The sequence below is a fragment of the Klebsiella sp. WOUb02 genome (assembly GCF_050058015.1).
Lineage (GTDB): Bacteria > Pseudomonadota > Gammaproteobacteria > Enterobacterales > Enterobacteriaceae > Klebsiella.
Genome location: NZ_CP170110.1, coordinates 1,070,638 through 1,095,875, shown reverse-complemented (window position 1 = coordinate 1,095,875; position 25,238 = coordinate 1,070,638). Strand labels below are relative to the sequence as shown.

The following is a 25,238-nucleotide window of genomic DNA, read 5'->3' as shown; positions in this document are numbered from 1 at the left end:
TGGCGGCTATCACCTCGCTATTATCGCCCGGTAATGGACGATAATAGCGTGTGGCATTTTAGTCCCTACAGCGACAGCAGCGGTAGCCAGGCCGCGCCGCGGACGCCGCTGGAATCGCCATGAAGCGCCTTGCGAACGGGAGTGTCGCATTCGCCACCAAATATATATTGCGGTAGCAGTTGCGGTAGGGTGGTATATAAGCGATCAACATTGCTCATACCGCCGCCCAGGACAATCACGCCGGGATCCAGAATATTTATCAGCGCGGCCAGCGCTTTGGATAATCGCCGTTCGTAATATTGCATCGCCTGTTCTGCGGACGTTTCCCCCTGCGCCAGACGTGAAACTATCTCTTTTCCTCTTAGATGAACCCCGCTAAGCCGCTGATAGGTTCGCTCGAAGCCGGTGCCGGAAATAAAGGTTTCAGTGCACCCCGTCTTGCCGCAATAGCAGGGAACATCGCGCATATAGCGCAGATCTTTTTCATCAGGCCAGGGGAGCGGATTATGGCCCCATTCACCCGCCACGCCGTTATCACCCACGTAAACGCCCTGTTTTACCGCCAGCCCTCCGCCACAGCCGGTACCGATGATTACGGCAAAGACCACCTTATACCCAGCGCCCGCGCCATCAGCGGCCTCGGATATGGCCAGACAGTTAGCATCATTCGCCACCACGACGGGGCGTTTTAGCAACGCGGAAAGATCGCGGTCTAAGGGTTGGCCGTTCAGCCATACCGAATTGGCATTTTTTACTTTCCCGGTGTGGCGTGAAATAGTGCCCGGAATGCCAACCCCAACGCTTCCTTGCTGTCCTGTGCTCTTTTCAGCCAGCCATACCAGTTCTGCGATAGTGCGTATCGTGGCGGCATAATCATTTTTAGGGGTCGGGACGCGATGGCGGAAGTGTTCCACTCCCCGATCATCCAGCGCGATAACTTCGGTTTTGGTTCCCCCCAGGTCGATACCGATCATCATGATGTTTTTTCCTTATTTTTCATCCTGCGTTTTAACCACGAAAACAGGCTCCGGAAGACAACGATAAAGATAATAATCGCGCCCCAGGTGGCGGTGATCGTAAAGGGATCGAGGCGCATCAGGTTGAGTCCGCTGGAGATGATTTGTAAAATGATCACCGCCAGCACCACGCCGGAAATGCGGCCAAACCCGCCAAATGGACTGACTTTTCCAAGAAATGCCGCCAGCACCGCGACCAGCAGGTAGGAGTCGGCATAGCTGGCCTTCACCGAGTTGAGTTGGCCTATCATCACCAGCGATGTCAGTGCGGCGAAGCAGGAAGAGAAGGTGTACTGCATCACGCTCGTTTTCACCAGGCTGACGCCGGAGTATTGCGTGGCCGTGGGGTTCGAACCCATCATGTACAAGCTAAAGCCAAAACGCGTCTTATTAAGGATGATGGCGGCGGCTACGCTGGCCAGCAGAAACAGAATTAGGGCATTAGGCAAGCCGAAGCTATTGCCGTTACCAATATTGAGCAGAATGTCGGGAAAGCCAGATAGCGTGTACCCTTTGGTCAATACGACGTTTATACCGGAGATTAACGTCATGGTGCCTAACGTCACCAGAATATCCGGGATTTTCAGTAGTGAAATCAGGAGTCCATTGATAACCCCGACGAGCAGGCAGCTCAGTACGCCAAGAGCGATAGCGAGCACAATAATTTCATTGCTGGCGGCGCTCATCTGGCCGTGGGAGAAATACTGTAGGCATAGCGCAATCACAATCCCGTTGAGGTTAGCGGTGGCGATAATCGATAAGTTAATCCCGCCGGAAAGCATAGAAATCATCATGCCGATAGCTAAAAGCCCAATAATGGGCAGCTGATAGGCCATCGATATCAGATTTTGCGGGCGAATAAAGCGTTCTCCATTGAGCGCAAACATCAGCAAAAAAGCGCCAATGAGGACCAGATAAAGCGATAGATTCTCCGAAACAACTGCCGAAAGACGCAATTTTGCCGGCGTATAGGTTTTCATGGTTCCATTCCTCATTATTCAACTACCACTCTGATCTGAGCCCGCTTTTGTCGGCGTATTTGCAGGGCGTTCAGCGTGATACTGATCAGAATCACCAGACCGGTGAACACGTTATAGTAATACGGCGAGACTTTCAGTAGCGTCAGGCTGTTGCTCAGGATGGCAAACAGCAGCACGCCCAGCAGCGTCCCCAGCACGCTGCCCCGGCCTCCGGTGACGGAGGCGCCTCCGAGCACTACGGCGGCGATAACCTGTAGTTCAGAACCGACGATAGAGTTAGGAATGACCGTTTGTACTATCGATACCTGAATAATGCTGGCGAAGCCGGATACCGCCCCGACAAAGGTATAGATAAATAACGTGGTGCGGCACAGGTTAAAGCCAACCCGCTCAGCCGACAGCGCATTGCCGCCCACCGCGAAAATACTGCGCCCCAGCACGGTATGCTTGAGGAAAAAATGCAGAAAAATGGCCAGCAGGAACCATAGGCAGGTCACCAGACTCAGACCGTACCATGCGCCATTGGCCGCCTGCATCGGAAAAACTTTAAGTTCGGCCAGCTGCAGCAGAGAGGGGGGAATGTCGTAGATCAGGTTACCTTGCGTCACGACATATAAGGTGCCATAGAACAAGCTATTGGTGGCGATAGTGACAATAATCGCCGTGATTCTGAAGTAGTAAATGAGCACGCCATTCAGCAACCCCATCACTGCGCCGAGGATCAGACTACAGGCGATCGCCAGCCAGATATTATCCAGACCTGCCTGCAGGAACCAAAAGACAATGACGTATTGCACCACCTGCGCGATGGCGGTAAAGGAAACATCAAAACCGCCTGAGAGCAGCACCAGCATTACGCCAAGCGCAAAAATACCTAATACTGTCCAGGTTTTTAGCAGGCCAGTAATGTTATCAAAAGTCATAAATGAGGGATTGATACTGGTAATTACGATCGACAGAAGCACGATTAATACCAGCAGCAGAGCTTCCCGATTTTTGAAGAGATTGAATACGCCCATCAAAGTTACCTCGAACTGACGCCAGATTAATGGCTTTCCATTTCACGCAGTAGCGCATCGTTATCTACGTCGGCTGTAAGCCAGCTTTTGCCAAACCGACCGCGGCGCATCAAAATGATGCGGTCGCAATTCACCAGCAGCTCCGGCAGTTCGTCAGAGATGAAAATGATGCCCATTCCTTCACTCGCCTTTTCCCTTACGGTCTGATAGATATAGCTTTTCGCGCCAACATCGATACCGACTGTAGGGCTGTCGAGGATGAATACTTTCGGTTTCATCGCCAGCCATTTTGCCAGGACGACTTTTTGTTGGTTGCCGCCAGAGAGCATACGAATGGGCCGGGACTGGTTATCAAATTTCACCTGCATCCCTTTCAGATAGCCGGCTACCGCATCTCGCAGCTTGCTGCTATCCAGTAGTTTTAGCGGGTTGAGGTAGCGATCCAGCGTGCAGATGGCGGCGTTGGCGGCAATGCTTTGATCCATGATCAACCCCTGCAGCAGCCTATCTTCGGGGACATAGGCGATACCGTTTTTCACCGCATCCTGAATACTTCTGATGCGAATAGGGCGGCCATTCAGTCTGAATATCTCCAGACTGCGCTGGCTCTACGCCAAATAGCGCCATCGCCAACTCTGTTCGTCCGGCGCCGAGTAGACCGGCAATTCCCAGGACTTCGCCCTGATGAAGATCGAAGCTGATATCTTTAAAGCTATTATGCTTCGAGAGGTTGCGCACGCTCAGGAGCACCTTGTCGCTGGCGTGCGATTCGTGAGCGGAGAATGCCAGCTCATAGCCCAACATCATATTCTCAATCTGACTGCTGGTGAGGTTATTGACCGGAACCGTATCGATCAGCTTGCCGTCGCGCATAACGGTAATGCGATCGCATATTTCCAGCAGTTCATTAAGCTTATGGCTGATAAAAATAAATGAGATCCCTTGCTCACGCAGGCGATACAGAAGAGTAAACAGGCTGTTTATTTCTGTCCGGGTCAGGGCCGTCGTCGGTTCATCAAGAATGATCAGCCGCGAGTCGTTAATCAGCGCGCGAGCGATGGCCACTAATTGTTGCTTAGCAATCGGCAGCTCTTCTACCATCGCCTCTAAATCCAGCGTAATACCCAACTGTTGGATAATTTGCTGGACTTTGTGTTTAAATCGGCCAGAGAAGACCAGTGGTTTTTTATCGTTCAGCATTTGGCTGATATAAATATTTTCCAGCACCGTCAGGTTGGGAAACAGCGACAGATCCTGATAGATAATACCAATACCGTGCTGCGCGGCTTCAATGGCGTTGTATTTATCAATCTGCTGACCGTGAATTGTCAGAATACCGCGATCGTATTCCAGCACCCCGGCAATAATTTTCATCAGCGTTGATTTACCACAACCATTTTCACCGACTAAGCCATGAACTTCCCCTTGGTTAATATCGAAACTAACATCATTCAACGCCACCACGCCGTCAAAGGTTTTGCTGACGTGTTCAATGGATAAAAATTGCATAATTCCCCTTGGTATAGGCTGATGAGCCCCCGACGGTCGGGGGCGGATTTATCGCCGTCATGCTTCAAGCTGCATGCCTGTTGGCGGGCCTCGCTCAGCCCGCCAGGGATTGACTCAGTTACTGACGTAATACTTTAGGGTTTAGAAGTCGTACTTTTTGTAATTCTCTTTGGTGACGGTCAGCGGTTTATCAAAAATGATATTCATACCCTCGATTTGCGGTTTGCCCAGCCCGGGAATATCAAGGCCCGTTTTGATCTGGTCGCGCTTGCCATCCAGCACCATTTTGGCGATATATGCCATGGCATAAGAGGCGTCGCCTGGGCTCCAGAGAATCGACTCGGTGATTGAACCGTCTTCCAGGAAGCGGGCGCTCTCTTTTGGCGAAGTGGTACCAATGACTGTCAGTTTTCCGACCAGGCCTTTTTCTCTTAATGCCTGTCCAGCCCCCGGAGCCCCCTGGCTACCAAAGGACAGCACGCCTTTCAGGTCCGGATAGGTTGAAATCAGCTCAAGGGTTTTTTGCCGGGATGCGTTGCGGTCTTCGCTGACCGGGAAGCGTTCAGCTACCAGCTTCATCTGGGGATATTTTTCTTTCATCCTTTTGATGGCGGCATCGGCCCAGATGTTATGCGCAGGTACGGTCAACGAGCCGACGTAAATGGCGAATTCGCCTTTTTCACCGGTATGTTGAGCAAACTGGTCCATCATATAGCTACCAAATTTTTGGTTTTCGATCATTTCAACGTCATAATCAGCCTCTTTCTGATTAACTGACTCATGGGTGATCACCACGATATTTTGGCTTCGGGCCTGTTTAAATACCGGTTCGACAGAACTGGCGTTATTGGGCACAACCAGCAGCGCGTTATTACCCTGCGAGATGCTGTCGCGTATTACGCCCACCTGCTGCTGTTCATCGGCAGACGCCGGTGCCTGGAAGTAGGTCTTAATACCAAAGTCCTTTTCCGCTTTTTTCAGACCGTTTTCATAATCATTAAACCAGGCCGAACGAAGCTTAGGGATACCGACCATCGAGTAGGTCTCGTCGGCGGCGGATGCGGGCGCCGTGGTATAAAGCGCTGAAAAACCGATGAGTACAGCAAGGGCCAGTGTATTACGAATTTTCATAATGTCGTCCTCAAAGCATTTATTCAGGCAGGATAACGCCGTTCAGGTTGCGGAATTGCACCAGCATTGCCGATCTCGATGACCGCGCCCTGGAATTGTTCTTCAGTGTCAAGGTAGTAGAAAACATCGTCGCCAATATTACCGCTCTGTACGACCTCGTAACCACGTGCCTTATAGCGCGCCAGCGCTTTTTCGCAGTCGGCAAAATAGAGTTTCAGATGATGCAGACCGTAGCCATGTTTCTCGATGTATTCGTCGTAAATGCTATAGCCAGAAACGGGTTGCATTAATTCCATCTGCACGCCGTTAATCCAGCACACGGCAATTTGATAAATGTGTTCGGCCGGTTTTCCACGATAAAGTGAATGCTTAACGTTATGGGGACCGTAGGTATAAACATCCCACGGTCCGATATCAAATACTTCGCTGTAGTGTTTCATTGCAGCATCCAGGTCTGCGACCAGATGAGCAATTTGAATGATATCGCCGTCTTTCATGAACTGGCCCTCAGGCAAATTTATGGGGTAGACCTTCAAGGTTGGTATGGCTGGCCTTCATGGTTTCCATCGAAATATTGCAGCGTTCGATCATCATCATGGTGACAATGTCGGTGAATAAGAGCAGCGACTGCTCCAGGAGGGTGGACATCGGCTGAATCGAGGGCACTTCCTCTTCGCCGCCAAAAATTTGTCCGGGTACGCGTACGGCTAAATCGGCATACTGACCATGCTCATTTTCCGGGTGCGCGGTAAGTAACACGATTCGAGCGCCGGCCTCTTTCGCCAGCTTAATGATGTTAAGTTCAACGTTGGTTACCGCGCAGTGTACTATCAGCAGATCCCCTTTACCGAGGTAAGGGGAGGTGGTGTCGTACACAACATAGCTATCAAATCCCATGTGTTTCAGCCGCATAGCAAATCCACGGACGGATAGTTGCATCCTGCCCATCGCATAGAGACTGAATGGTTTTGGCCTGACGAATCTCTTCGATCAGCTGTTCGATTTCCCGTTCATCCACTTTCAGCAACGTTGTTCGGTTTTCTGCTATGACCTTTTCAACCAGATCGTGATATTGATACATGTCTAATTCCTCGGATAGGCGCAGAGAGAAGGTTAGAAAGCTATCTTTTTACATCTTTATTTTACAAATCTGCAAAGCCATCTTGTGTTGGCTGTTAAATATCCTATCCGTTATTTTACAATTTCATTTGGTTCTGATCACATTTCATGCATTCTGGCTTTTTAATGCGCTATTTTTTGCCTGAAAGGCGAGGGTGATCACGATTTTTATCAAAGATTCTCTTTGCAGGGTGAAAAATGACCATTTATTGGCTATGAAGAAGTCACTCTTATGATTTACAAATTTGCTTCTTTTTATTAGGTGCGACTTTACTTATTATCCACTTTTGGCCACGACTGTTTTATACTGGCCATCGGCCGGCACCGTTGAGTGACACGACGGGTAAAAATTTTTGGGAATATGCGAACAGATAACATGGCGAAATCAGGCAAACTGGACACTATCTATCAGGAACTCGCGCAGCGTATCCGCAGCGGTATTTACGCGCAGGCGCAACGATTGCCGACGGAAAATAGTTTATGCAGTGAATTTTCGGCCTCGCGACCCACAATCTCACGAGCCCTGGCAAGGCTCCGTTCAGAGGGGTTGATTAGCAGTACGCAGGGCTCCGGGCATTATTTGCTGGAGCAGGAGAATGAACCTGCCCGAGCTCTCATTCAGCATGAAGTGCAAACTTTTGGCATTCTTTCTCCGCGGATGGAAGAGAATGAAAGCGGCTTCCTGTTTGAACAAATTTTCAAATCTATCGCTTCACTGTCGCAGCAGTTTAATTTCGATTTGATCTGGAATGGAGTGATGACGCTGGGAGCAGGGGCCACCCGTCAGGCCATCCTGAATAAAATTGATAATGTCATTGAACGCTATTTGCGGAGCAGCGTTAAGGGAGTTTTTTTTATTCCTATAGAATTTCATCCTTTTGCCGCCGAGATTAATCAGTTGATTTTAAATAAGCTGGATCGGGATGGTCTTGGCGTGGTGCTACTGGATAGTGATGTTGTTGCCTGGCCGAAACGCAGTCGCTGGGATCTTATCGGTATCGACAACGTCGCTGCGGGGCAGGAGGTGACGACTTATCTGCTTAACAATCAACCACGGCGCGTTGATTTCCTCTGTGAACGCTTTTCGGCGAATACCGTCAATATGCGTAAGATGGGTTACCGACTGGCGCTGCTGGAAGCCGGGATCGTGCCTCAGGCCCACTGGGAGCATGAAGGTAATGTGGGCGATAGCGCTTTTATTGAGGAGTCTCCTTGAAAACGGCGCCGTAGATATTGTTTGCGCGAATGATTTTACCGCCATGAAATTACTGTCGGTTTGTACTCAGCGCGGCAGAAAAATAAATGTCGTGGGATTTGATGACAATGAATATTCTGTATTGCTGGGTATTCCGCTAACAACCTATAAGCAACCGTTCAATGACATTGCGCGACATGCGGTTTTCACGATGCTGGACAGACTACAGTATCCCGATAGTGCCGGGCGTCACTTACAAATAAGCGGTGAATTGATCGTCAGGTCATCATGTCGTTGGCGAAACGAGCAGACCGGCTGAAAAAACGTATTTGCGGAGGTTCAGCTCCCGATAGCCGATCGGGAGCGGGGCGTGATGTGTTGGCATGAAGCAATAACGCTAACGTCGCGCTTCGTCCCGCATGTGCCAACTGAATGCCAACGGGAATATCTGACCACTGACGGATGGCGTTGAGGACCCGAGACATCGCTTCCTCAGTTTTGTCATCATAGAGGCCAACATCAGCATAGGTAATCCGACCTGCGGGTGATACGGCCGTCGCCTCTATGGTCAGCAGGCCCGCGCCCGATTGCGCCAGCTGTCCCAAATGGAGAGTATGCCAGTCATTCATACAGCCATCTTCTGCGGAATACTGGCACATTGGGGCAATTACAATACGATTATCAAGTTCAAGATTGCGGATACGCAACGGTGTGAACAGCTTGGGTTTAGACATATTTGTCACTCCGGATTGAAACAGGGGTTGGCCATGTGCGTCAGCGGTCTTCTGGATGATTTTGCGCAAGACTCCAGGCCGATTTAAAAAGGAATGAGCCACAAATAGACATTAGCATTAATAGTTTGCCGATGGTGAGGCCAAAACGTCGTCAGATCGCTGAAATAGTTTTTGGCTGTGTGTTCCTCAAGGTTGCCTCATTGAGCGATGCCGCAACAACGTTGCGCGACAAAGAAGCCTTTGCTCGAACGATACGCGAGCTCGCCGGCGATAAAATTAAAGGGAAGGGTGATGTATGGGGTTCTGATGGGCTATGGATGCTGGCAAATCTGTCATCCCCACACCTTATTTAACATAATATACATTATGCGCACCATTGGTGCGGAGGCTCAATGCTAGTGTTTATTTGCGGTAATGTGTCCTGTTTCTCGGTGCCATATGCGCCTGCGGTCTTGCTGCCTTTACCAGAATGATGAGCTGCCTTGTTGTTTCTCTTCGGGACCTGATTTCAATGAAACGATTAATACTTGCTGCCACTGTAATAAGTGCAAGCCTGCTGCCATTCACCTGTTCGGCAAATGCCAATTCACTGGATATCAATAAAGACAGCGATAACCATCCGGTCAGTCAGTACGGCATGAACTCCATCGTGGAATCCGGCCAGTACAAAGCCGAACCTAAAAAATTCATGAAAGCCATGACTGAATTTTGTAACAGAGGCAAAACTATGGGTTAGTTCTTTAACATGGCCTCCTGCCAGCGCCTCGTCAGATAATTATGTTCATCCATAACCGAATTCCACACCGCAATATGTCCCATACGTTGCGCGTAACTTCCGCCATCACGGATCTCACCCACAGGAATCAGCGGCGCGCCATGCGCATCAAATAGCAGCTCAGCGGCAGGTTTTCCCCCATACCAAAAATCCCATTCAGCCAGTGAGAGATGGGCGCGACTTCGCTGTGGATTGGAGATGTAATATCCCTGCCGGGCCATCACCGCGCCGGGCCAGCCGGACTGCCACCAGTTGAGGTATTCGTATGCCGCATCTTTTATGCTCCCGGTCACGCAGCGTGATAACGACATCCCGCCGTACCATGCGCGATACCCTTCTCTCGGGTGCGCCATTTTATAGCCCCGCTGATGAAAGTGGCGACGGAAATAGATAGGAGCCCATAGGCTCTGGACCTCCACGTGCCGGTTATCGATTAAGTCGCACGCCTGCTCCTGAGTCGACCAGAACGCCGCAAAGTGCCCCTGGCGGTTGAGCTGTGCCAGCTCCTCCGTCAAAACATCGATCTCTTCCAGCGACAGATTGCCGATATCCGAAAACCGCGCCATCCCGGCCCCCTGCATAGCCAGGGCCGCATCAATGCCCCCCATTGCCGCATCCTCCTGCAGCGCAACCGCCCCGGTGAGCGCAGGATGCAGCAGCCACCCCCAACTCTCCTCTTCGCCACGCAGCGCATCAGGAAGACGGTCGACATGATAGGCAAAGCTATCGGCGTTATGCGTCAGCGGCAGCATGCTAATGCGATCGCTCGGTTGGCTGCTCAAATGGAGATCGCGCTGGACGTACAAGCGCTGAGACGGGACGCTGCCGTCGGCAAGCTCACCGGTTAAGGTGCCCAACTTAGCCAGCTCGTTGACCTCATCCCAGTATTTCAACCGTTTAATTTCAAGAGGTTGAATCGCGCGGGCTGGCCAGACAAAATCGATGTTATGAAACCACTGATCGTACAGATCGTAACTTTCCGGCTGCATGACTGCGATACGCTGCGCATCCTCAACGCTGTGCAGCAGGTATTCGATGTTAATCCCCAGCTCTTGCTCCGCGCGTATGCGCAGCATCTCCAGCAACGTCACCGATGTACCAAGCACCCGAAGCGTCAGAGGGGGGCGCATTATCGCGGCTGAATTCATCCCTTCAGGACTCCTGTAATATATGCATATAGCGGCTGAAGGCCTGTTGTAAACAGCTGGCCTCAAGCCCCCGCAAAATAAAGACCAGCGTAGAACTTTCCAGCGCTCCCGGCCAGTCACGTAAATGCACCGGCGGATGCAGCGTATGCTGCACACCGTGGATCACCACTGGCGAGTCGCTGTCGCTGACGCGCAAAATCCCCTTCACCCGCAGGACTGCGCTCCCATGGCAATGTAATAGCATTGACAGCCAGATAGCAAATGCCGGCCAGTTTAACGACCGTTCAAGCGAAATTACGCAGGTCTGCGTCGCCGGATGCGCCTCGCTGTAGGGGGTTGGCATCAGCGTAAATGTCTTCTCCGCGCAAGCGCCCAGCCAGCGAACTCGCTGCTCGGGGGAACCGCGAACGACTTCGCTTCGGAATAACCACGCAGGCGTATCCAGCGCCTGCCGGGTATCCCCCAACTCCGCCAGCGGATTCAGCTGCCGCAGCCACTGCCGCAGGGCGGCCGCCTCTTCCGTCGGGACGCGATCGCTTTTGCTCACCAGCAATTTATCCGCCGCGCTAACCTGCGCCAGCCACTCGGGCTGGCTATCCGCCTGATGACGAGCATATTCCGCATCAACGAGCGTAACCAGCGTTCCCTGCACAAAATGGTTCTGCAGTTGCCGATCGTGAAGCAGCGTGGAAAGAATGGGTGCCGGATCGGCCAGCCCGGTGGTCTCAAGCACCACATGATGAAATGCCGGGATAAGGCCGCGGGTCCGGCGTTCATAGAGATCCAACAGAGCAGCCTTTAGCTCGCCGCGAATCTGGCAGCATACGCAGCCGCTCGGCAGCAGCACCGTATCCGGCGCAACTTCATTCAGCAGATGATGGTCGATACCGACCTCGCCAAACTCGTTGACAAGTAAAGCGACATCGTTGAGATTCTGCTGAGCCAGCCAGCCCTTAAGCAGCGTCGTTTTGCCGCTGCCAAGGAACCCGCTCAATACATGTAGGGGTAATTTTTCATCGTAAGACATCATCCCTCCCCGTCGCGTCCAGCGCGGCCAGCCAGCCCTCATCCAGCGGGTCGACCGCGCGGTGGAGCATTTTTCCGGCCTCTTTCCACAATACGTCAAGCGAGTGCACCAGCACCTGCTGCCCCGTTGGGCTGGCCAGCAGCCAACTGCCGTGAAACTCCGTCAGCGTGAGGCGCCAGGGCTTCAGAGTCCGGTTGAGCAGCGCCAGCTGCTGCAAACGCAGCTGGCGCCGGGGAATATCCTGCCGCAGCGGATCGCTCCACTGCGGCCCGTTGTCAAGCAGACCGCAAACACCACACATTTTGGGCTCCTTAGGGCATCACATCGCCAGAATTAGGGCCCAGCGTCTGGCCGGCAAACAGGTTGCCGCCGGGTTCGCTGGCCAGCAGCAACGCCACCGGCGCCACCTCTTCCGCTCGTCCAAAGCGGCCCAACGGCAGCTCTGCCGCTTTCGCCGCCTTCCAGGCCTGGTTAATACCGTCGATGAGCGGTGTATCAATCGGCCCAGGCGCGATAGCGTTCACCAGCACGTTGTCGGAAGAGACCTCCAGCGCCAGTGATTTTGTCAGACCTATCACCCCCGCCTTCGCCGCCGCATAGTGACACAGCTCAGCCCCACCCTTAATGCCCAGCTGGGAGGCGATATTAATAATGCGCCCCCATCGCTGTGCCAGCATCGCCGGTAGCGCACGCTGGCTCGCCAGAAACACGCTGCGCAGATCCACCGACATCATCGTTTCCCACATCTCCAGGGTGATGTCGCTACAGCGCGCCTGGGTCAGCATACCCGCGTTGTTGACCAGCACATCAATACCTTCATAGTATTCAAGACAGGCATCAACCCCCGCGGTCGCCCCGGCGACCTCGCCGACATCAGCGACGACGCCCTGGCATACCGCCCCTGACTGTCGGCAGCGTTCAACCACGGCGGACAATCTATCGCTATCGCGGTCGGTCAACACCAGCCGCGCTCCTTCGCAGGCAAACAGCACGGCGATTGCCTCGCCTATTCCGCTGGCCGCCCCGGTGATAACGCAACGTCTGTTTTGCAGTAGCATACTGACTCCTTAATCAGGCCAACGAACGGTCAGACCGCCATCAACAATGAGGCTTTGTCCGGTCAGATAACTGCTCTCTGCGCTGGTCAGAAAGGCCACCACCCGGGCAATATCCTCCGGACGCCCCACCCGCTGCAATGGGATAGATTTCGCGGCTTTCGCCAGCCCCTCCGGCCCAAGAGAGTTCTGTTTATCCAGCGACTGCGGCGTTTCAATCAAGCCGGGAATAACCGCATTGCAGCGGACCCCTCGCGGAGCCAGCTCAACCGCTAACGAACGGCAGATCCCAGGCACGGCAGCCTTCGCCGCCGCATAGTGCGCATGCTCCTGCCAGCCGTAGACGCCACCAGCAATCGACGAAATAGCCACCAGGCTAGCGCCGTCCCCCAGATGTCGGGCCGCGGCGCGAAAGCAACGCATCACGCCCGTCAAATCAACATTAAGCATGGCGTTCCACCGCTCGTCGCTCATATCTTCAATCGGCGAACAGCGTAAAATCCCGGCATTGGCAATAACATAATCAAGACGGCCAAATTGGTTCACCCCCTGGGAGATAAACGCATCCACCGACGCGGTGTCGGCCACGTCCAGCGGCAGCCAGAGCGCCTCCCCTCCGGCGGCCTCGACCTGAGCCGCGGCGGCGGCAGGGTCATGCGGATCGTCAGGGTAGTAGCCCGCAATCACGCGAACGCCGCGCCGGGCGTACAGCGTCGCTAACGCCAGCCCAATACCGCTCGCTGCGCCGCTGATGGCGGCGACAGGTTGGCTGGAAATCGTCATGTGCATAATCGCTCCTTAAATTTGAGGCTCAGTGTTAACCGCATTTTTGACTGCTGCCGCGCTCTGCATATCGGCACGCGCAAACCACATCACAGAGCAGCGAGTGCCTAAGGGCCTGGTGCTGCTGGAAGGTCCCTTAGCGCAACTATTCGGCACCAGCCGGGTACCGGTACGCCGGGCGTTAAGTCTGTTACATGAAGAAGGTCTGATTACCCGATTTGAGGGTCGCGGCTTTATCGTGGCGCAGGACGCGGAAGCCGTAGAACCCTTGCGTATTGCCTTAACGCGAGAATTGTTCGGGCTTAACGAGCAGCAAGCGCTGGTGGACACTCGCACCAGCGGGGAGAAGGTACTGGAAGGGCTGCAGATCGTGCTTTCAACCGCGATGGTGTTCGGTTGTTATCAGGTTAATGAGCAAAAGGCGGCGCTGTACTACAACGTGAGTCGGTCGGTGGTCCGTGAAAGCCTGATGCGCTTGCGCGATAAGGGACTGGTAGAAAAAGAACCCTATTCACTGTGGTTGACGGGACCGCTTACCGCTCGAGAAATCGCGGATCACTTTGAGATCCGCGCCAGCCTCGAACCCGCGGCACTCTGCAAGGCTGGCCCTCTCATCCAGGCGGAGTGGATTGCTTCCATGCTGGAAAAGACGCATAAATACAAAGGCCGGCAGCTGACGGCCACGGAGTGGAATTACTTGAAGAGGATTTGCACGTCCGCTGCCTCGAACCTGCCGGTAATAAGTTGATGATGCAAATCCTGCGTCAGCATCAGTCCCCCTTCATCGTCACGCGCATCTTCTACGATTTACTTGCTATCCCGGTGGAAACAACCACGCTGGAGGAACACGCTCTGGTGTATAGCATGTTGCTAAAAGGAAACTGGCCCCTGGCGGCAGCCTGTCTGAAAGATCATCTCGAACGCGCCCAGGTCCGAACTTTGCAGCGCTTAAAAGTCCTTTCCGTGCTGCCGGTACCCGTTCTACCGGATTTTATGGAACCAAGATAGTAACGTAAGCGATATGCCTACCGTGCTGGTCGGAGCGCTGTCGATTGATGGAAGTTCAGCAACCGGCGTTATCAAAGAAGCGATGATTTACGCCAACGTAATAGGCAGCGATCTGGGACCTAAAATCACCCCTATCGGCAGTCTGGCAACCTTACTGTGGCTGCATGTTCTGTCGCAAAAAAATATCAAAATCACCTGGGGATATTATTTTCGGGTGGGCATTGTCATGACAATCCCTGTGCTGTTTGTCACACTGGCAGCACTGACTCTTCGTCTGTCTTTCACTTTGTAATGAGATACTGAGATGAGCAACATTACCATTTACCACAACCCGGCCTGCGGGACTTCACGCAATACCTTTGAAATGATCCGCAACAGTGGGACTGAACCCACGATCATTCTGTATCTGGAAACACCGCCAATCCGCGAGGAACTTGTAACACTGATTGCCGATATGGGGATCACGGTTCGGGCGCTGTTACGCAAAAATGTCGAACCTTATGAGCAATTAGGGTTGGCAGATGATTCTTTCAGTGATGACCAGTTGATTGATTTCATGTTACAGCACCCTATTCTCATAAACCGGCCAATTGTCGTTACCCCTCTGGGTACTCGTTTATGTAGACCTTCAGAGGTGGTGCTTGATATTTTGACTGAAGAGCAACGCGGAGCGTTCATTAAAGAAGATGGTGAACGTGTTGTTGATGAACAAGGAAAACAGCTCAAGAAATAACGGCTGTTCAAGGGAGAACTTTGTGCTCCCTTTTGTATCAGACCGGTCCCCCCAGTTTATCCTGACGCTATTTCCCGGGGGAGCCGTTCTCAGTCCAGTCAAACTCCAGTTGTTTCGCGGTTCGTAGCGCCAGGTCCCTGTTTGTAAGCCGCTCAACTAAATGCAGACTCATATCAATACCGGCTGAAATCCCCGCCGAAGAGACAATTGTGCCCTCATCTACCCAACGCAGCCCCTCTTTCACCGAAAGTTTTGGGAACATGGCGCGCAGATCGGCAATATCTTCCCAGTGCGTGGTGGCCGATTTCCCCTCTAAAACCCCTGCCGCCGCCAGCAAGAATGCACCTGTACATACCGATGCGGCGATCGTCGTGGTTAATGTCTGCTTCGCAATCCACTCAATCACGTTGTGCTTATTGAGTTCAGCGGTGACGACTCCGCCTGGAATAATCAGACAATCAATTTCTGGGTGATTTGCCAATGAGAAGTCAGGATCAATTTTAAGCCCGGCCCTGGCATGGACGGGACTTAACGTCTCACCGACTGTAAAAACATTAAATAGTGGAGTTTCGCCCCGGTTAACTCTGCAGGCACAGGTAAATACTTCATACGGGCCGGCAAAATCGAGCACTTCAACATTATCAAAAATATAAATGCCAATCTGCATAGTCATAATCAGACTCCTTTGACAGTACGAATAAAAGGCTACATGGGACGCATTTCTGATAACTGTGTTTGACGTTTACTGCCAGATAAATTTGAAGGTTGCGTTTGTCACCGCGGGCTAATCCCCAGCCCATGAACGGCTGGGGATAAATAATGCCAGATCTGGCGGCCAACCTGGCCGCCAATAGCTTAGTCGATTATTACCGTTATTTCCTTGGCGTGATTTTCGTCACCGAGCCGGTTTGGACCTTATCCCCGACGCTACCGTACATAGACACCAGATAAACGGCGCCATCAGGCGCGACGGTCAGATTGTTTGGCGTATCGTCCATCGGAATATTGGCGACCAGTTTGCCGTCCCGATCGAGAACCGCAACCGTTCCACCCGCGCGCGTCGCGGCGAAAACCTGCGACGTCGACGCATCCCAGACGACGGATACGCCGCCGGCGCCGATGTAGGTATCAGCGAGCAGCTTACCGTTCGCATCAAGCACCACGACGTTGTTCGTCTCCTGGGAAGCGACATACAGACGGCCGGTCGCCGGATCGCGAGCGATGTCGGTTGCGCCTTGCGCCTGAGGAACTTTCACCGTCGTACTCTTGCCCGTTTTGAGATCAATCCAGCCTACCCATGGCGTATCGCGGCTGACGCCGTAGAGTTTTCCACCGGCGCTGTCGAGGGCGAGATCCGTACTATAAAACTGGTCGCGCCCACGGTCCGCCACGAACTCTAACTGGCCGACGTGTTCAAGCGTTTTGGTGTCATACACCTCGATAAAACCGGTCAGCGCAGCGCTGACATAGGCCCGATTGTTGGCGTCATCAATAATCACATCGCGTGGATGCGGGATCGAACCTTCCGGAAACACCTTCACCACGGAAAGCGTTTTCGCATCATACACGGTCACCGTCCCGGCAAGAGTGTTCGTCGTCCAGACTTGCCCATGGGCATTGTCAACGCCGATGCCGAAGACGCCAATCTGTGCGCCCTTTTCATCTTTAGGCAGCACGGCCTCCGCTTCGACGGCCAGCGTTGCAGCGTTCAGCCTCAGCAGGCGGCTGCCATCCTTCGGTCCGCGCGCAGAGGTCACGAACAGCTTCCCATCGGCAGAAACTGCCGATTGGTACGCCCGCTCGCCGACGGGAGCCGTTTGCAGCTTGAAAGCATCGGCGTTTTTCGGCGGAACGATTTTGGACAGCTTCAACATGACCTGCGAGACGCTGGCGGGATTTTGCGTGATAACGGTGAGCGGATGCAGGCCTGTCTCGGCAGTGGCCGGAACGGTCAGCGGAATATTGAGCGATCCCGTCCCGTCGGCGGTCAGGGGCTCAGGAGTCAGGGTTTCCGCGCCATTCAGCACGGTGACGGTGGCGCCCGCCGGAAGGTTCTTAATCGCTATCGCGGTTTTATCTCCGGGCTTAACAGGAACTTCCCGTGACCCGGCGCGGATACTGCCCGGAAAAGTCGTGGTAGCGCTTGTCCACTGGCTATCGGCGAATACGTTGGTGGCGGTTGACATCGCAACAGCGGAGGCCAACAGCACTGAACGGACTGAAATTCTTATCATTTTATCCCCATAAATTGTAATGATGCAGTACCCCGGAGCAAACGACGTCGGCGCCCTCAACAGCCTGCGGCTATCACCCACTCGTCTGGCCCTCTTTTCTGCCCTGAAGAAGCGCTCCTCGTCGTGGGCGAGTGCAATCATACTATTTAATAGAAATGATTATCATTATTCTTTCTGCCGATTCGCGTATTAACTGCATAGTATTGCGTACCTTGCGTCGAGTTCTTAACAAAAACACGCCCTATAATCCTGATCAGCCCACACTTGTTAAAAGAACGCTAAGGAATCTTTTTTATGCAATTGACCGGCAATACTATTCTGATTACAGGCGGCGGTTCCGGCATTGGCCGCGCGCTGGCTGAAGCATTCCTGGCCGCAGGCAACAAGGTTATCATCGCCGGACGGCGGCAAGAGGCGCTGGATGATACCGTCGCCGCAAATCCGGGAATGCATGCCATCGTTCTTGATATTGACAATCCCGCCTCGATACTTACCTGTGCCGCTTCGTTAACCCGCGACTGGCCCGGGCTAAACGTTGTGGTACATAACGCGGGGATTATGCGTCCGGAGGATCTGACAAGCGGCGACGTCAGCGTGGCGGAAGCGGAAATCACCACCAATCTTCTGGGGCCGATTCGCCTAACGGCGGCGCTGATTGCGCATCTCCTTGGCCAACCGCACGCTGCGATCCTGACGGTCTCCTCCGGCTTAGCCTTCGTCCCTATCGCGCCGACGCCAACGTACTGCGCCACCAAGGCGGCGATCCACTCCTGGACCCAGAGCCTGCGCTATCAGCTACGCGATACCGCGATTCAGGTCACCGAGCTGGTTCCTCCGCTGGTGCAAACGGAGACTGATGGGCAAGCAGCACGCCGGCAACCCTGCCGGGATCCCTCTGGCGGCGTTTATTGAGGAGACCATGAGCATCCTCAGCGCTCAGCCCGCTATCGCGGAAGTGTTGGTAGAAAGAGTGAAGCCTCAGCGCTTTGCCGAACGCGGAGACTATGCCGCTTTTTATAAAGCGTTTAACGATCGCATTGCGGCATAATAATCAGACGCCTTGCCCCACAACATCAGGGATCATCTCCTCTACGATCGGTAGAGGATTTTTCCAGTACCGCCTGCCGATGCTCGCGCGGAGAGTACCCCCACTCTTTTTTAAACGCCCTGCCAAACGCGCTATCGCTGTCGTAGCCCGCTGAAAGCGAGATCTGCGTGATAGAATCGCGTGAATTTCTGAGGCGCTCGCCCGCGCACAGCATCCGCCATCGGGAGAGGTATTTCATCGGCGTGGTGCCGACCCGGCTCTTAAACCGTTTAGTAAAAATGGTCCTCGACATGCCAATCCGATTCGCCAGTTCCTGCAGAGTCCACGGGAAGGCGGGATCTTTATGCATATAGCCTAATGCGGCGTTGAGCTGCGGATCGGAAAGGGCAAACAGCCAGCCGGTCCGTTCATCTCTCTCCTGCTGCAGAAAGACTCTCAGTGCCTGGACCAGCATGATTTGCACCAGTTGCTGGGCGATCAGGCCACTCCCCGGCTGCGGAAAACGCAGCTCTTCGCGTAGACACTCCATGGCGTTGCGCATGATCTTTTGACCAATACCGGCAGTCATCGCAATCAGCGGAGGCAGAGAGTGAAGCAAAATATCGGCATGCGCGCTGCTGAAGGTAAAACGTCCGCCAAGAATAAACGCCCCGCCCTGCGGCGCCTGCATCGTCAGCGTCGCCCCACTCTCTTTATCTGGCGGGATAAAGGGGATCCGCGGGCTGTCGGGAGCGGTCGCCAGGCAGAAAGGAGCCCCTGAGGGAAGGAATACGCAATCGCCCGATTTTAGCAAGATAGCCTCCTGCCCCCCGGCGACCGAGACCCAGCAGACTGCCGTCGACAACAACGTAGCATTTGATGCCCGGGTGTTGCCTGAATTCAAGCCCGGTTGCTGCCTGCAGGGGAAAACCGCCGGAAATAAAGCTCTCCAGCCTGAGCAGTGAAAGCACTTCTGAAAGAGGATCCATAAAATACCGTACGATCTGCATATAATTACGTTTTTATAGCATAGACCGTACCATTCTTCCTCTTTTACACTGCAACCACGGGCGAAATCGTTAGCCTGAAGCCGTGTAACAGGAGGAAGTCATGAATATTTTTTTAACGGGAGCCAGCGGTTTTATCGGGCTCGCGGTTACCGCCGAACTGATCCGCGCTGGCCATCAGGTAACGGGCCTGGCCCGTTCGGACAAAAGCGAGCAGCTTCTCACTCGTATGGGCGCGCAAACCCACCGCGGAGCGCTGGAAAATCCGCAGAGCCTGCTGGACGGGGCGCAAAAAGCCGATGCCGTGATTCATTGCGCCTATGACCACTCGTTTAGTCACCCGGAAGAGACGGCGAGAGCGGAAACTCAGGCCATTGCAGCCCTGGGCAGAGGGCTGCAGGGCTCCGATCGTCCCTTAATCATTACCTCCGTTGCCGCGATGGGCTGCCCGTCGCCGGGCCAGCCGGCGGTTGAAGACTTTTATGACCCGGCGACGCCGAACCCACGAAAATCGACCGAAATCGCCGGCGAGCGCGTGGCCGATAAAGGCGTCAACGTTGCCATCGTCCGCCTCCCGCAGGTCCACAACGAACACAGGCAGGGCTTTGTCAGCGCGCTTATCGCCCTGGCTCGTGAAAAAGGCGTCTCCGCCTACGTCGGCGAAGGCCAAAATCAGTGGGCCGCGGCGCATCTGCTGGATGTTGCCCGCCTGTACCGGCTGGTCGCAGAACAGGCGCTTCCCGGTCTCCGTTACCATGCGGTGGCGGAAGACGGCATTGCCCTGCGCGATATCGCGCAGGCGATTAGTACTGGCCTGAGCGTCCCGCTGACCCGCCTCTCGCCTGCGGACGCGGACGCGGACGCCCATTTCGGCTGGCTGGGGCGGTTTGCTCAAATGGATATGCGGGCATCAGGCGCGCTGACCCAGCGGCGTCTTGGCTGGCATCCCAGCCATCCCGGGCTGCTGCAGGATATCGCGCGGCATTTTTCGCGGTAATCCGGCCAATCGCCTCCGCTAAGCATATTTTAGCGGTTTAGCGGGAATATCACGCCTCCTGCCAGCCGCCGCCCGGCGCGCGATATAAATCAAGCAGATGAAGCTCTACGATAGTCCCGCTCCCGGAAACCTGACCGTAATCAGGATGCTCGGGGGGCAGCGAACAGCCGGCGACGAGAGAGATAACGCTCACTATCAGACTGAAACGCATCATAAGGCCGGCCCTCCCGGGGAGGTTTCACCGGCTTCAGCGAGCCGCTCTTCCTCCTCGCGTTCGCCGGGACGCTTCACCCGGAAAAGCTTCAGCATAATGACGAAGAACGCCGGAATGAAAAAGATAGCCAGGAACGTACTGGTCAGCATCCCGCCAACGATCCCGGTGCCAATCGCGTTCTGGCTTCCCGAGCCCGCCCCGCTGGCAACAACCAGGGGCGTTACACCCAGCATAAATGCCAGGGAGGTCATCAGGATCGGCCGCAGGCGCTGTTTCGCGGCCTGTACCGCCGCCGCCATCGGCGTCGCTCCGGCGTCAAAATTGCTTTTGGCAAACTCAACGATCAGAATGGCATTTTTCGCCGCCAGCCCGACGGTAGTCAGCAGTCCAACCTGGAAATAGACGTCATTATCCAACCCGCGCAGCAGCGTCGCGGCGATGGCGCCAATTAAGCCCAGAGGGACAACCAGCATGACCGTCGTCGGGATGCTCCAGCTCTCGTACAAGGCGGCAAGACATAAAAAGACGATAAGCAACGAGATAGCGTAAAGCGCAGGCGTCTGCGCCCCGGAGAGCCGTTCCTCAAACGACAGCCCCGTCCATTCGAACCCGACGCCAGCGGGCATCGTGCCGGCAATGCGTTCCATCTCAGCCATGGCCTCGCCGGAGCTAAAGCCTGCCGCAGGCTGCCCCTGCAGGTTGAATGACGGCGTGCCGTTATAGCGATTAAGCTTTTGCGCTCCGTACTGCCACTGGACGCTGCTGAAAGCCGAAAATGGCACCATGTTGCCCGAATCGTTGCGGACGAACCATTGTTGCAGATCCTGCGGCAGCATCCGGGATGCGGCCTCCCCCTGCACGTAAACCCTTTTCACGCGGCCACGATCGATAAAATCATTGACATAGCCGGAACCCAGCGCAATGGAGAGCGTACGATTAACCTCGCCGATCGATACGCTCAGCGCCCTGACCTTCTCGCGATCGATCAGCAGCGCGACCTGCGGCGCATCCTCGATACCGTTCGGACGCACCTGGCTCAGCCGCGGGCTTTGCTGCGCGGCGGCAAGAAACTGGTTGCGGGCCTGCAGGAGCCGTTGGTGGCCAATCCCCCCGCGATCCATCAGCTGAAAGTTAAAGCCCGAGACGTTCCCCAGTTCACGAACCGCCGGAGGCGAGACCACGACAATCCGGGTATCGCGGAATTCCCGCGCAAATACTCCGTTCAAACGGGCGGCCAGCGCTTCGGCTTTCTGCTCCTTGCTCTGCCGGTGTCCCAGTCATGCAGGCGGATAAACAACATCCCCGCGTTTTGCCCGCGGCCGCCGAAGTTAAAGCCGGAGATCGCAAATACCGAGCGGACATTCTCTTTCTCCACCTGCAACAAATAATCGCTGGCGCCCTGCAAGGTGATGCGGGTGCGCTCTGCGGTAGCCCCTTCAGGCGCAATAACCTGGGCAAACAGCATCCCCTGATCCTCCTGCGGCAGGAACGAGGTAGGTATGCGGGTAAACAGCCAGCCGGTGGCAATGGCGATCGCCAGATAAATTAACATCAGGCGATATGGGCGATTGAGTCCCCGCGTGACCGTATCGGCATAGCGGTGGGTCGCCTTGGCCATCCCGCGATTAAACCCGCGCCAAAACCCCCTCTGCGCCGCCTCCTTGCCCTCGCGTGGCGGTTTCAGCAGGGTTGCGCACAGCGCCGGCGTGAATATCATCGCCACTAAAACAGATAACACCATCGACGAGACAATGGTGATGGAGAACTGACGATAGATCACGCCGGTGGCGCCGCCGAAGAAAGCCATCGGCAGAAATACGGCGGAAAGCACCATCGCAATACCGACCAGCGCGCCGGCGATCTGCCCCATCGATTTTTGCGTTGCCTGCCGGGCGCTCAGCCCCTCCTCATGCATGATACGTTCAACGTTTTCGACCACCACAATCGCATCATCGACGAGGAGGCCGATCGCCAGCACCATGCCGAACATCGTCAGGGTATTAATTGAATAACCAAATGCCGCCAGCACGCCGAAGGTGCCCAGCAGGACCACCGGCACCGCCAGCGTCGGGATCAGCGTCGCGCGGAAGTTCTGCAGAAACAGGTACATGACCACAAAGACCAGCACCACGGCCTCGATGAGGGTATGGATCACGTTGCTGATTGACAGGCTGACGAAGGGAATCGTGTCATAGGCATCCACGAACTCCATTCCCGGAGGAAAGAATGGCTTGAGTTCATCAAGCGTCGCGCGCACGGCCCGCGCCGTTTCCAGGGCATTGGCGTTTGTTGCCAGGCGAATGCCCAGACCGACCGCGGGCGCGCCGTTATACTCGCTATCGGTTGAATAGTTTTGCGCTCCGAGCTCAATACGCGCCACATCGGAGAGAAGAACGCGCGAACCGTCCGGGTTCGTCTTGAGCAAGATCTGGCCGAACTGCTCCGGCGTTTGCAGGCGTGAAGGCCCCACCACCGTCGCCGTCAGCTCCTGCCCGGGCAGCGCGGGTAAGCCCCCCAGCTGGCCGGATGATACCTCCACGTTCTGTTCCTGAATCGCATCGCTGACGTCGGTAGCCGTCAGGCTGTAGTTCACCAGGGCGGCGGGATTCAACCAGATGCGCATGGCATACGGGGCGCCAAAAAGCTGGAAGTCGCCGACGCCGCTGGTACGGCTGAGCGGGTCCTGAATATATGAGGCAACGTAATCCGCGAGATCCTGCCGCTGCATGCTGCCGTCGGTCGATATAAATGCCAGCACCATCAAGAAATTGGTCGTCGCTTTGGTGACCCGAATCCCCTGCAGCTGAACCTCCAGCGGCAGCATCGGCTGGGCAAGGGCCAGTTTGTTCTGCACCTGAACCTGGGCAGTATCGGCATCGGTGCCCTGCGCAAAGGTCAGCGCAATACTCATACTGCCATCTGAATTACTCTCTGAGGAGATATATTGCAGCCTGTCCAGTCCGTTCATCTGCTGTTCAATGACCTGAACCACCGTGTCCTGGACCGTTTTGGCCGAGGCGCCAGGATAGGTGACCTGAATGCTTATTGTCGGCGGCGCGATGGCTGGATACTGCGCCACCGGTAAACGGATAATCGATAGCAGGCCGCATAGCATCAGCATAATCGCCAACACCCAGGCGAAAATCGGTCGGGCAATAAAGAAATTAACCATGCTCGGGCTCCCTGCGCTGCGCGCTACGTTGGGCCGTGACCACCGAAGGCCGCCACTCCTCGGCGATCACCTGCGCGCCGGGCCGGGCCTGCTGTGTCCCCTCTACGATCACCTTTTCTCCCGCAGACAGCCCGGCGGACACCAGCCACTGATTGCCTATGGCGCGTTCGGTTTGAATGGCACGCAATGTCACCTTGCCGCTATCGTCCACGACCAGCGCCGTCGCATCCCCCTGCGGATTGTGGGTCACCCCGCGCTGGGGCACCAACAATCCCCCGCCGGGAGCGACGCCGTCCACTATCCGGGCCCGGACGAACATTCCCGGCAGCAGCTGGCGCTGCGGGTTGGGGAACATGGCCCGCAGCACGACCGAACCCGTAGAGCGGTCAACGGAAACTTCTGAGAACTGCAGCTGCCCCTGATGGGCATAGCGGCTGCCATCTTCGAGGGTCAGCGTCACCGACGTCAGCAGCCGATCGTCAGCGGAAGTGAGCGTTCCCCTGGCCAGGGCGCTTTTAAGACGCAGCAGCTGAGCGCTGGATTGCGTCACATCGATATAGATAGGATCAATCTGTTGTATCGTCGCGACGGCGGTACTCTGCTGCGCCGTCACCAGCGCGCCTTCCGTCACGGCTGAACGCCCGATGACGCCGTCAATCGGCGACAGCATCTGGGTATACTCGAGATTGATTCGCGCGGTCTCGCGCGCGGCTTCGGCAGCCTGAACGTCCGCCTGCGCCTGTTGATGGGCGACGATAGCGTCATCATAGTCCTGGCGGCTGATGGCACGACTATCGGCCAGCGGGCGATAGCGTTGCATCCGTAACGTAGCCGAGCTGAGCTGTGCTCTGGCGCGGGCCAGCGCCGCGGTCGCGCGTTTTAGCTCCGCCTGATATAAAGCGGGATCGATTTGATATAGCGGCTGCTGCGCTTTGACCTCGTCGCCTTCAGTAAACAGACGCTTTTGAATAATGCCGGCGACCTGCGGCCTGACCTCCGCGTTACGCCAGGCGGCCGCGCGGCCGGGCAATTCGCTGGTCAGCGTTATCGGCTCGCTTTTGAGCGTCACCACCCCCACCTTCAGGGGCGGCGCCGAAGGTGGAATAGCGGATGTCTTTCTTGCGACCATAAGCAACCACAGGGACAGCGAAATAGAGATAATAACCACACCGATAGCAAGAGAGATAATTCTGACGTTCATGTACGGGTATCCTTTATTACGGATGAACGATTTGTTGACATGCGTGAGGACTGCCTGAATTAACTCTACGGAGGGTTAACTGACATCAACATGACCGCAGGATAACAATTATGTCAGCTACCTTATATTTATCCCCGGCCGACATAAGCTGACA

General features: G+C 54.9%; 26 protein-coding genes and 4 pseudogenes. 9 read left to right on the top strand and 21 right to left on the bottom strand.

The features are described from left to right. Window positions 1-65 precede the first annotated feature (65 nt). From mak to ABOC21_RS12110, 9 genes are all read right to left on the bottom strand, one after another. Window positions 66-977 carry a fructokinase gene (gene mak / locus ABOC21_RS12150; protein WP_426814731.1) on the bottom strand — a complete coding sequence of 304 codons (912 nt, stop codon included), beginning with the start codon at window positions 975-977 and terminating at the stop codon, window positions 66-68. Next, window positions 974-1,996, bottom strand: coding sequence for an ABC transporter permease (locus tag ABOC21_RS12145; protein ID WP_426814730.1), 1,023 nt, complete (start codon window positions 1,994-1,996; stop codon window positions 974-976). The genes mak and ABOC21_RS12145 overlap by 4 nt, the downstream gene beginning before the upstream one ends. A 14-nt stretch (window positions 1,997-2,010) precedes the next feature. Next, entirely contained in the window at window positions 2,011-3,015 is a 1,005-nt protein-coding gene (locus ABOC21_RS12140) for an ABC transporter permease (protein ID WP_032437762.1), read from the bottom strand. 26 nt (window positions 3,016-3,041) lie between these two features. Next, window positions 3,042-3,554 carry an ATP-binding cassette domain-containing protein gene (locus tag ABOC21_RS12135; protein WP_426814729.1) on the bottom strand — a complete coding sequence of 171 codons (513 nt, stop codon included), beginning with the start codon at window positions 3,552-3,554 and terminating at the stop codon, window positions 3,042-3,044. Continuing rightward, entirely contained in the window at window positions 3,520-4,524 is a 1,005-nt protein-coding gene (locus ABOC21_RS12130) for a sugar ABC transporter ATP-binding protein (protein WP_426814728.1), read from the bottom strand. Before ABOC21_RS12130 ends, ABOC21_RS12135 begins: the two co-directional genes overlap by 35 nt. Before the next feature lie 141 nt (window positions 4,525-4,665). Beyond that, on the bottom strand, window positions 4,666-5,655 hold the full coding sequence (locus ABOC21_RS12125; protein ID WP_426814727.1) for an autoinducer 2 ABC transporter substrate-binding protein: 990 nt from the start codon (window positions 5,653-5,655) through the stop codon (window positions 4,666-4,668). A gap of 23 nt (window positions 5,656-5,678) precedes the next feature. Then, on the bottom strand, window positions 5,679-6,152 hold the full coding sequence (locus tag ABOC21_RS12120; RefSeq protein ID WP_426814726.1) for a VOC family protein: 474 nt from the start codon (window positions 6,150-6,152) through the stop codon (window positions 5,679-5,681). Window positions 6,153-6,162: 10 nt separating this feature from the next. Next, window positions 6,163-6,567, bottom strand: coding sequence for a hypothetical protein (locus ABOC21_RS12115; RefSeq protein WP_426814725.1), 405 nt, complete (start codon window positions 6,565-6,567; stop codon window positions 6,163-6,165). Continuing rightward, complete coding sequence (locus ABOC21_RS12110; protein ID WP_426814724.1) at window positions 6,542-6,736, bottom strand: hypothetical protein; 195 nt, start codon at window positions 6,734-6,736, stop codon at window positions 6,542-6,544. The genes ABOC21_RS12115 and ABOC21_RS12110 overlap by 26 nt, the downstream gene beginning before the upstream one ends. 414 nt (window positions 6,737-7,150) lie before the next feature. Here ABOC21_RS12110 and ABOC21_RS12105 point away from each other — a divergent pair, with 414 nt between their 5' ends. Together ABOC21_RS12105 and ABOC21_RS12100 are read left to right on the top strand one after the other, a co-directional pair. After that, a complete protein-coding gene (locus ABOC21_RS12105) occupies window positions 7,151-7,990 on the top strand; it encodes a GntR family transcriptional regulator (protein ID WP_426814723.1) in 840 nt (279 codons plus the stop codon). Continuing rightward, window positions 7,944-8,288, top strand: a complete 345-nt coding sequence (locus ABOC21_RS12100; RefSeq protein WP_426814722.1) for a substrate-binding domain-containing protein — start codon at window positions 7,944-7,946, stop codon at window positions 8,286-8,288. The genes ABOC21_RS12105 and ABOC21_RS12100 overlap by 47 nt, the downstream gene beginning before the upstream one ends. Window positions 8,289-8,364: 76 nt before the next feature. Here ABOC21_RS12100 and ABOC21_RS12095 read toward each other — a convergent pair. After that, window positions 8,365-8,703: pseudogene (locus ABOC21_RS12095) on the bottom strand (oxidoreductase); the annotation flags it as partial. Window positions 8,704-9,214: 511 nt separating this feature from the next. Between ABOC21_RS12095 and ABOC21_RS12090 the strand changes: the two are divergent. Beyond that, window positions 9,215-9,439 (top strand): hypothetical protein, encoded by a 225-nt coding sequence (locus ABOC21_RS12090; RefSeq protein ID WP_426814721.1) that lies wholly within the window; start codon window positions 9,215-9,217, stop codon window positions 9,437-9,439. Here ABOC21_RS12090 and ABOC21_RS12085 read toward each other — a convergent pair. From ABOC21_RS12085 to ABOC21_RS12065, 5 genes are read right to left on the bottom strand one after another with little or no spacing between them, the layout of a single operon-like run. Next, complete coding sequence (locus tag ABOC21_RS12085) at window positions 9,436-10,626, bottom strand: ABC transporter substrate-binding protein (protein WP_426814720.1); 1,191 nt, start codon at window positions 10,624-10,626, stop codon at window positions 9,436-9,438. The two genes, ABOC21_RS12090 and ABOC21_RS12085, sit on opposite strands and share 4 nt — an antisense overlap. Before the next feature lie 4 nt (window positions 10,627-10,630). After that, window positions 10,631-11,653: a CobW family GTP-binding protein gene (locus ABOC21_RS12080; protein ID WP_426815476.1), complete on the bottom strand. Its 1,023-nt coding sequence runs from the start codon at window positions 11,651-11,653 to the stop codon at window positions 10,631-10,633. Continuing rightward, on the bottom strand, window positions 11,640-11,954 hold the full coding sequence (locus ABOC21_RS12075; RefSeq protein WP_426814719.1) for a hypothetical protein: 315 nt from the start codon (window positions 11,952-11,954) through the stop codon (window positions 11,640-11,642). Before ABOC21_RS12075 ends, ABOC21_RS12080 begins: the two co-directional genes overlap by 14 nt. A gap of 10 nt (window positions 11,955-11,964) precedes the next feature. Next, on the bottom strand, window positions 11,965-12,711 hold the full coding sequence (locus ABOC21_RS12070) for an SDR family NAD(P)-dependent oxidoreductase (RefSeq protein ID WP_426814718.1): 747 nt from the start codon (window positions 12,709-12,711) through the stop codon (window positions 11,965-11,967). 9 nt (window positions 12,712-12,720) lie between these two features. Further along, complete coding sequence (locus ABOC21_RS12065; protein ID WP_426814717.1) at window positions 12,721-13,497, bottom strand: SDR family NAD(P)-dependent oxidoreductase; 777 nt, start codon at window positions 13,495-13,497, stop codon at window positions 12,721-12,723. An 88-nt stretch (window positions 13,498-13,585) separates the two neighbouring features. Between ABOC21_RS12065 and ABOC21_RS12060 the strand changes: the two are divergent. From ABOC21_RS12060 to arsC, 3 genes and pseudogenes are all read left to right on the top strand, one after another. Next, a pseudogene (locus tag ABOC21_RS12060) lies at window positions 13,586-14,499 on the top strand (GntR family transcriptional regulator); the annotation flags it as partial. Continuing rightward, a pseudogene (locus ABOC21_RS12055) lies at window positions 14,498-14,791 on the top strand (ArsB/NhaD family transporter); the annotation flags it as partial. The pseudogenes ABOC21_RS12060 and ABOC21_RS12055, both read left to right, overlap by 2 nt. Before the next feature lie 12 nt (window positions 14,792-14,803). Beyond that, window positions 14,804-15,232: a glutaredoxin-dependent arsenate reductase gene (gene arsC, locus ABOC21_RS12050; protein ID WP_426814716.1), complete on the top strand. Its 429-nt coding sequence runs from the start codon at window positions 14,804-14,806 to the stop codon at window positions 15,230-15,232. Between the two features lie 67 nt (window positions 15,233-15,299). On the opposite strand, the gene ABOC21_RS12045 is transcribed toward arsC, so the two are convergent. Both ABOC21_RS12045 and ABOC21_RS12040 read right to left on the bottom strand, forming a co-directional pair. Beyond that, window positions 15,300-15,905: a DJ-1/PfpI family protein gene (locus tag ABOC21_RS12045; RefSeq protein ID WP_426814715.1), complete on the bottom strand. Its 606-nt coding sequence runs from the start codon at window positions 15,903-15,905 to the stop codon at window positions 15,300-15,302. Window positions 15,906-16,104: 199 nt separating this feature from the next. Next, the gene (locus ABOC21_RS12040) at window positions 16,105-17,466 is read right to left on the bottom strand and encodes a YncE family protein (protein WP_426814714.1); all 1,362 of its coding nucleotides are present in this window, start codon (window positions 17,464-17,466) and stop codon (window positions 16,105-16,107) included. Window positions 17,467-17,760: 294 nt separating this feature from the next. On the opposite strand from ABOC21_RS12040, the gene ABOC21_RS12035 reads away from it, so the two are divergent. Both ABOC21_RS12035 and ABOC21_RS12030 read left to right on the top strand, forming a co-directional pair. Next, the gene (locus ABOC21_RS12035; RefSeq protein ID WP_426814713.1) at window positions 17,761-18,378 is read left to right on the top strand and encodes an SDR family oxidoreductase; all 618 of its coding nucleotides are present in this window, start codon (window positions 17,761-17,763) and stop codon (window positions 18,376-18,378) included. Beyond that, complete coding sequence (locus ABOC21_RS12030) at window positions 18,323-18,514, top strand: hypothetical protein (RefSeq protein WP_426814712.1); 192 nt, start codon at window positions 18,323-18,325, stop codon at window positions 18,512-18,514. Before ABOC21_RS12035 ends, ABOC21_RS12030 begins: the two co-directional genes overlap by 56 nt. Before the next feature lie 25 nt (window positions 18,515-18,539). Here ABOC21_RS12030 and ABOC21_RS12025 read toward each other — a convergent pair whose 3' ends face one another. Further along, window positions 18,540-19,307: an AraC family transcriptional regulator gene (locus tag ABOC21_RS12025; protein ID WP_426814711.1), complete on the bottom strand. Its 768-nt coding sequence runs from the start codon at window positions 19,305-19,307 to the stop codon at window positions 18,540-18,542. Window positions 19,308-19,603: 296 nt separating this feature from the next. Between ABOC21_RS12025 and ABOC21_RS12020 the strand changes: the two genes are divergently transcribed. Further along, window positions 19,604-20,497 (top strand): SDR family oxidoreductase, encoded by an 894-nt coding sequence (locus tag ABOC21_RS12020; protein WP_426814710.1) that lies wholly within the window; start codon window positions 19,604-19,606, stop codon window positions 20,495-20,497. Between the two features lie 49 nt (window positions 20,498-20,546). Here the strand turns inward: ABOC21_RS12020 and ABOC21_RS12015 are convergent, their stop codons facing one another. The 3 genes and pseudogenes from ABOC21_RS12015 to ABOC21_RS12005 form a co-directional block, all read right to left on the bottom strand. Further along, window positions 20,547-20,711, bottom strand: a complete 165-nt coding sequence (locus tag ABOC21_RS12015; RefSeq protein ID WP_426814709.1) for a hypothetical protein — start codon at window positions 20,709-20,711, stop codon at window positions 20,547-20,549. Next, window positions 20,708-23,883: pseudogene (locus ABOC21_RS12010) on the bottom strand (efflux RND transporter permease subunit). The gene ABOC21_RS12015 and the pseudogene ABOC21_RS12010 overlap by 4 nt, the downstream one beginning before the upstream one ends. Continuing rightward, window positions 23,876-25,084 carry an efflux RND transporter periplasmic adaptor subunit gene (locus ABOC21_RS12005; protein ID WP_426814708.1) on the bottom strand — a complete coding sequence of 403 codons (1,209 nt, stop codon included), beginning with the start codon at window positions 25,082-25,084 and terminating at the stop codon, window positions 23,876-23,878. Before ABOC21_RS12005 ends, ABOC21_RS12010 begins: the two are co-directional and overlap by 8 nt. Window positions 25,085-25,238 lie beyond the last annotated feature (154 nt).

Bases quoted from the DNA above. Each gene is read 5' to 3' on its own strand.
- mak (WP_426814731.1), bottom strand. From the start codon at position 977: ATGATGATCGGTATCGACCTGGGGGGAACCAAAACCGAAGTTATCGCG.
- ABOC21_RS12145 (WP_426814730.1), bottom strand. From the start codon at position 1,996: ATGAAAACCTATACGCCGGCAAAATTGCGTCTTTCGGCAGTTGTTTCG.
- ABOC21_RS12140 (WP_032437762.1), bottom strand. From the start codon at position 3,015: ATGGGCGTATTCAATCTCTTCAAAAATCGGGAAGCTCTGCTGCTGGTA.
- ABOC21_RS12130 (WP_426814728.1), bottom strand. From the start codon at position 4,524: ATGCAATTTTTATCCATTGAACACGTCAGCAAAACCTTTGACGGCGTG.
- ABOC21_RS12125 (WP_426814727.1), bottom strand. From the start codon at position 5,655: ATGAAAATTCGTAATACACTGGCCCTTGCTGTACTCATCGGTTTTTCA.
- ABOC21_RS12120 (WP_426814726.1), bottom strand. From the start codon at position 6,152: ATGAAAGACGGCGATATCATTCAAATTGCTCATCTGGTCGCAGACCTG.
- ABOC21_RS12115 (WP_426814725.1), bottom strand. From the start codon at position 6,567: ATGCGGCTGAAACACATGGGATTTGATAGCTATGTTGTGTACGACACC.
- ABOC21_RS12110 (WP_426814724.1), bottom strand. From the start codon at position 6,736: ATGTATCAATATCACGATCTGGTTGAAAAGGTCATAGCAGAAAACCGA.
- ABOC21_RS12105 (WP_426814723.1), top strand. From the start codon at position 7,151: ATGGCGAAATCAGGCAAACTGGACACTATCTATCAGGAACTCGCGCAG.
- ABOC21_RS12100 (WP_426814722.1), top strand. From the start codon at position 7,944: ATGAAGGTAATGTGGGCGATAGCGCTTTTATTGAGGAGTCTCCTTGAA.
- ABOC21_RS12090 (WP_426814721.1), top strand. From the start codon at position 9,215: ATGAAACGATTAATACTTGCTGCCACTGTAATAAGTGCAAGCCTGCTG.
- ABOC21_RS12085 (WP_426814720.1), bottom strand. From the start codon at position 10,626: ATGAATTCAGCCGCGATAATGCGCCCCCCTCTGACGCTTCGGGTGCTT.
- ABOC21_RS12080 (WP_426815476.1), bottom strand. From the start codon at position 11,653: ATGTCTTACGATGAAAAATTACCCCTACATGTATTGAGCGGGTTCCTT.
- ABOC21_RS12075 (WP_426814719.1), bottom strand. From the start codon at position 11,954: ATGTGTGGTGTTTGCGGTCTGCTTGACAACGGGCCGCAGTGGAGCGAT.
- ABOC21_RS12070 (WP_426814718.1), bottom strand. From the start codon at position 12,711: ATGCTACTGCAAAACAGACGTTGCGTTATCACCGGGGCGGCCAGCGGA.
- ABOC21_RS12065 (WP_426814717.1), bottom strand. From the start codon at position 13,497: ATGCACATGACGATTTCCAGCCAACCTGTCGCCGCCATCAGCGGCGCA.
- arsC (WP_426814716.1), top strand. From the start codon at position 14,804: ATGAGCAACATTACCATTTACCACAACCCGGCCTGCGGGACTTCACGC.
- ABOC21_RS12045 (WP_426814715.1), bottom strand. From the start codon at position 15,905: ATGACTATGCAGATTGGCATTTATATTTTTGATAATGTTGAAGTGCTC.
- ABOC21_RS12040 (WP_426814714.1), bottom strand. From the start codon at position 17,466: ATGATAAGAATTTCAGTCCGTTCAGTGCTGTTGGCCTCCGCTGTTGCG.
- ABOC21_RS12035 (WP_426814713.1), top strand. From the start codon at position 17,761: ATGCAATTGACCGGCAATACTATTCTGATTACAGGCGGCGGTTCCGGC.
- ABOC21_RS12030 (WP_426814712.1), top strand. From the start codon at position 18,323: ATGGGCAAGCAGCACGCCGGCAACCCTGCCGGGATCCCTCTGGCGGCG.
- ABOC21_RS12020 (WP_426814710.1), top strand. From the start codon at position 19,604: ATGAATATTTTTTTAACGGGAGCCAGCGGTTTTATCGGGCTCGCGGTT.
- ABOC21_RS12015 (WP_426814709.1), bottom strand. From the start codon at position 20,711: ATGATGCGTTTCAGTCTGATAGTGAGCGTTATCTCTCTCGTCGCCGGC.
- ABOC21_RS12005 (WP_426814708.1), bottom strand. From the start codon at position 25,084: ATGAACGTCAGAATTATCTCTCTTGCTATCGGTGTGGTTATTATCTCT.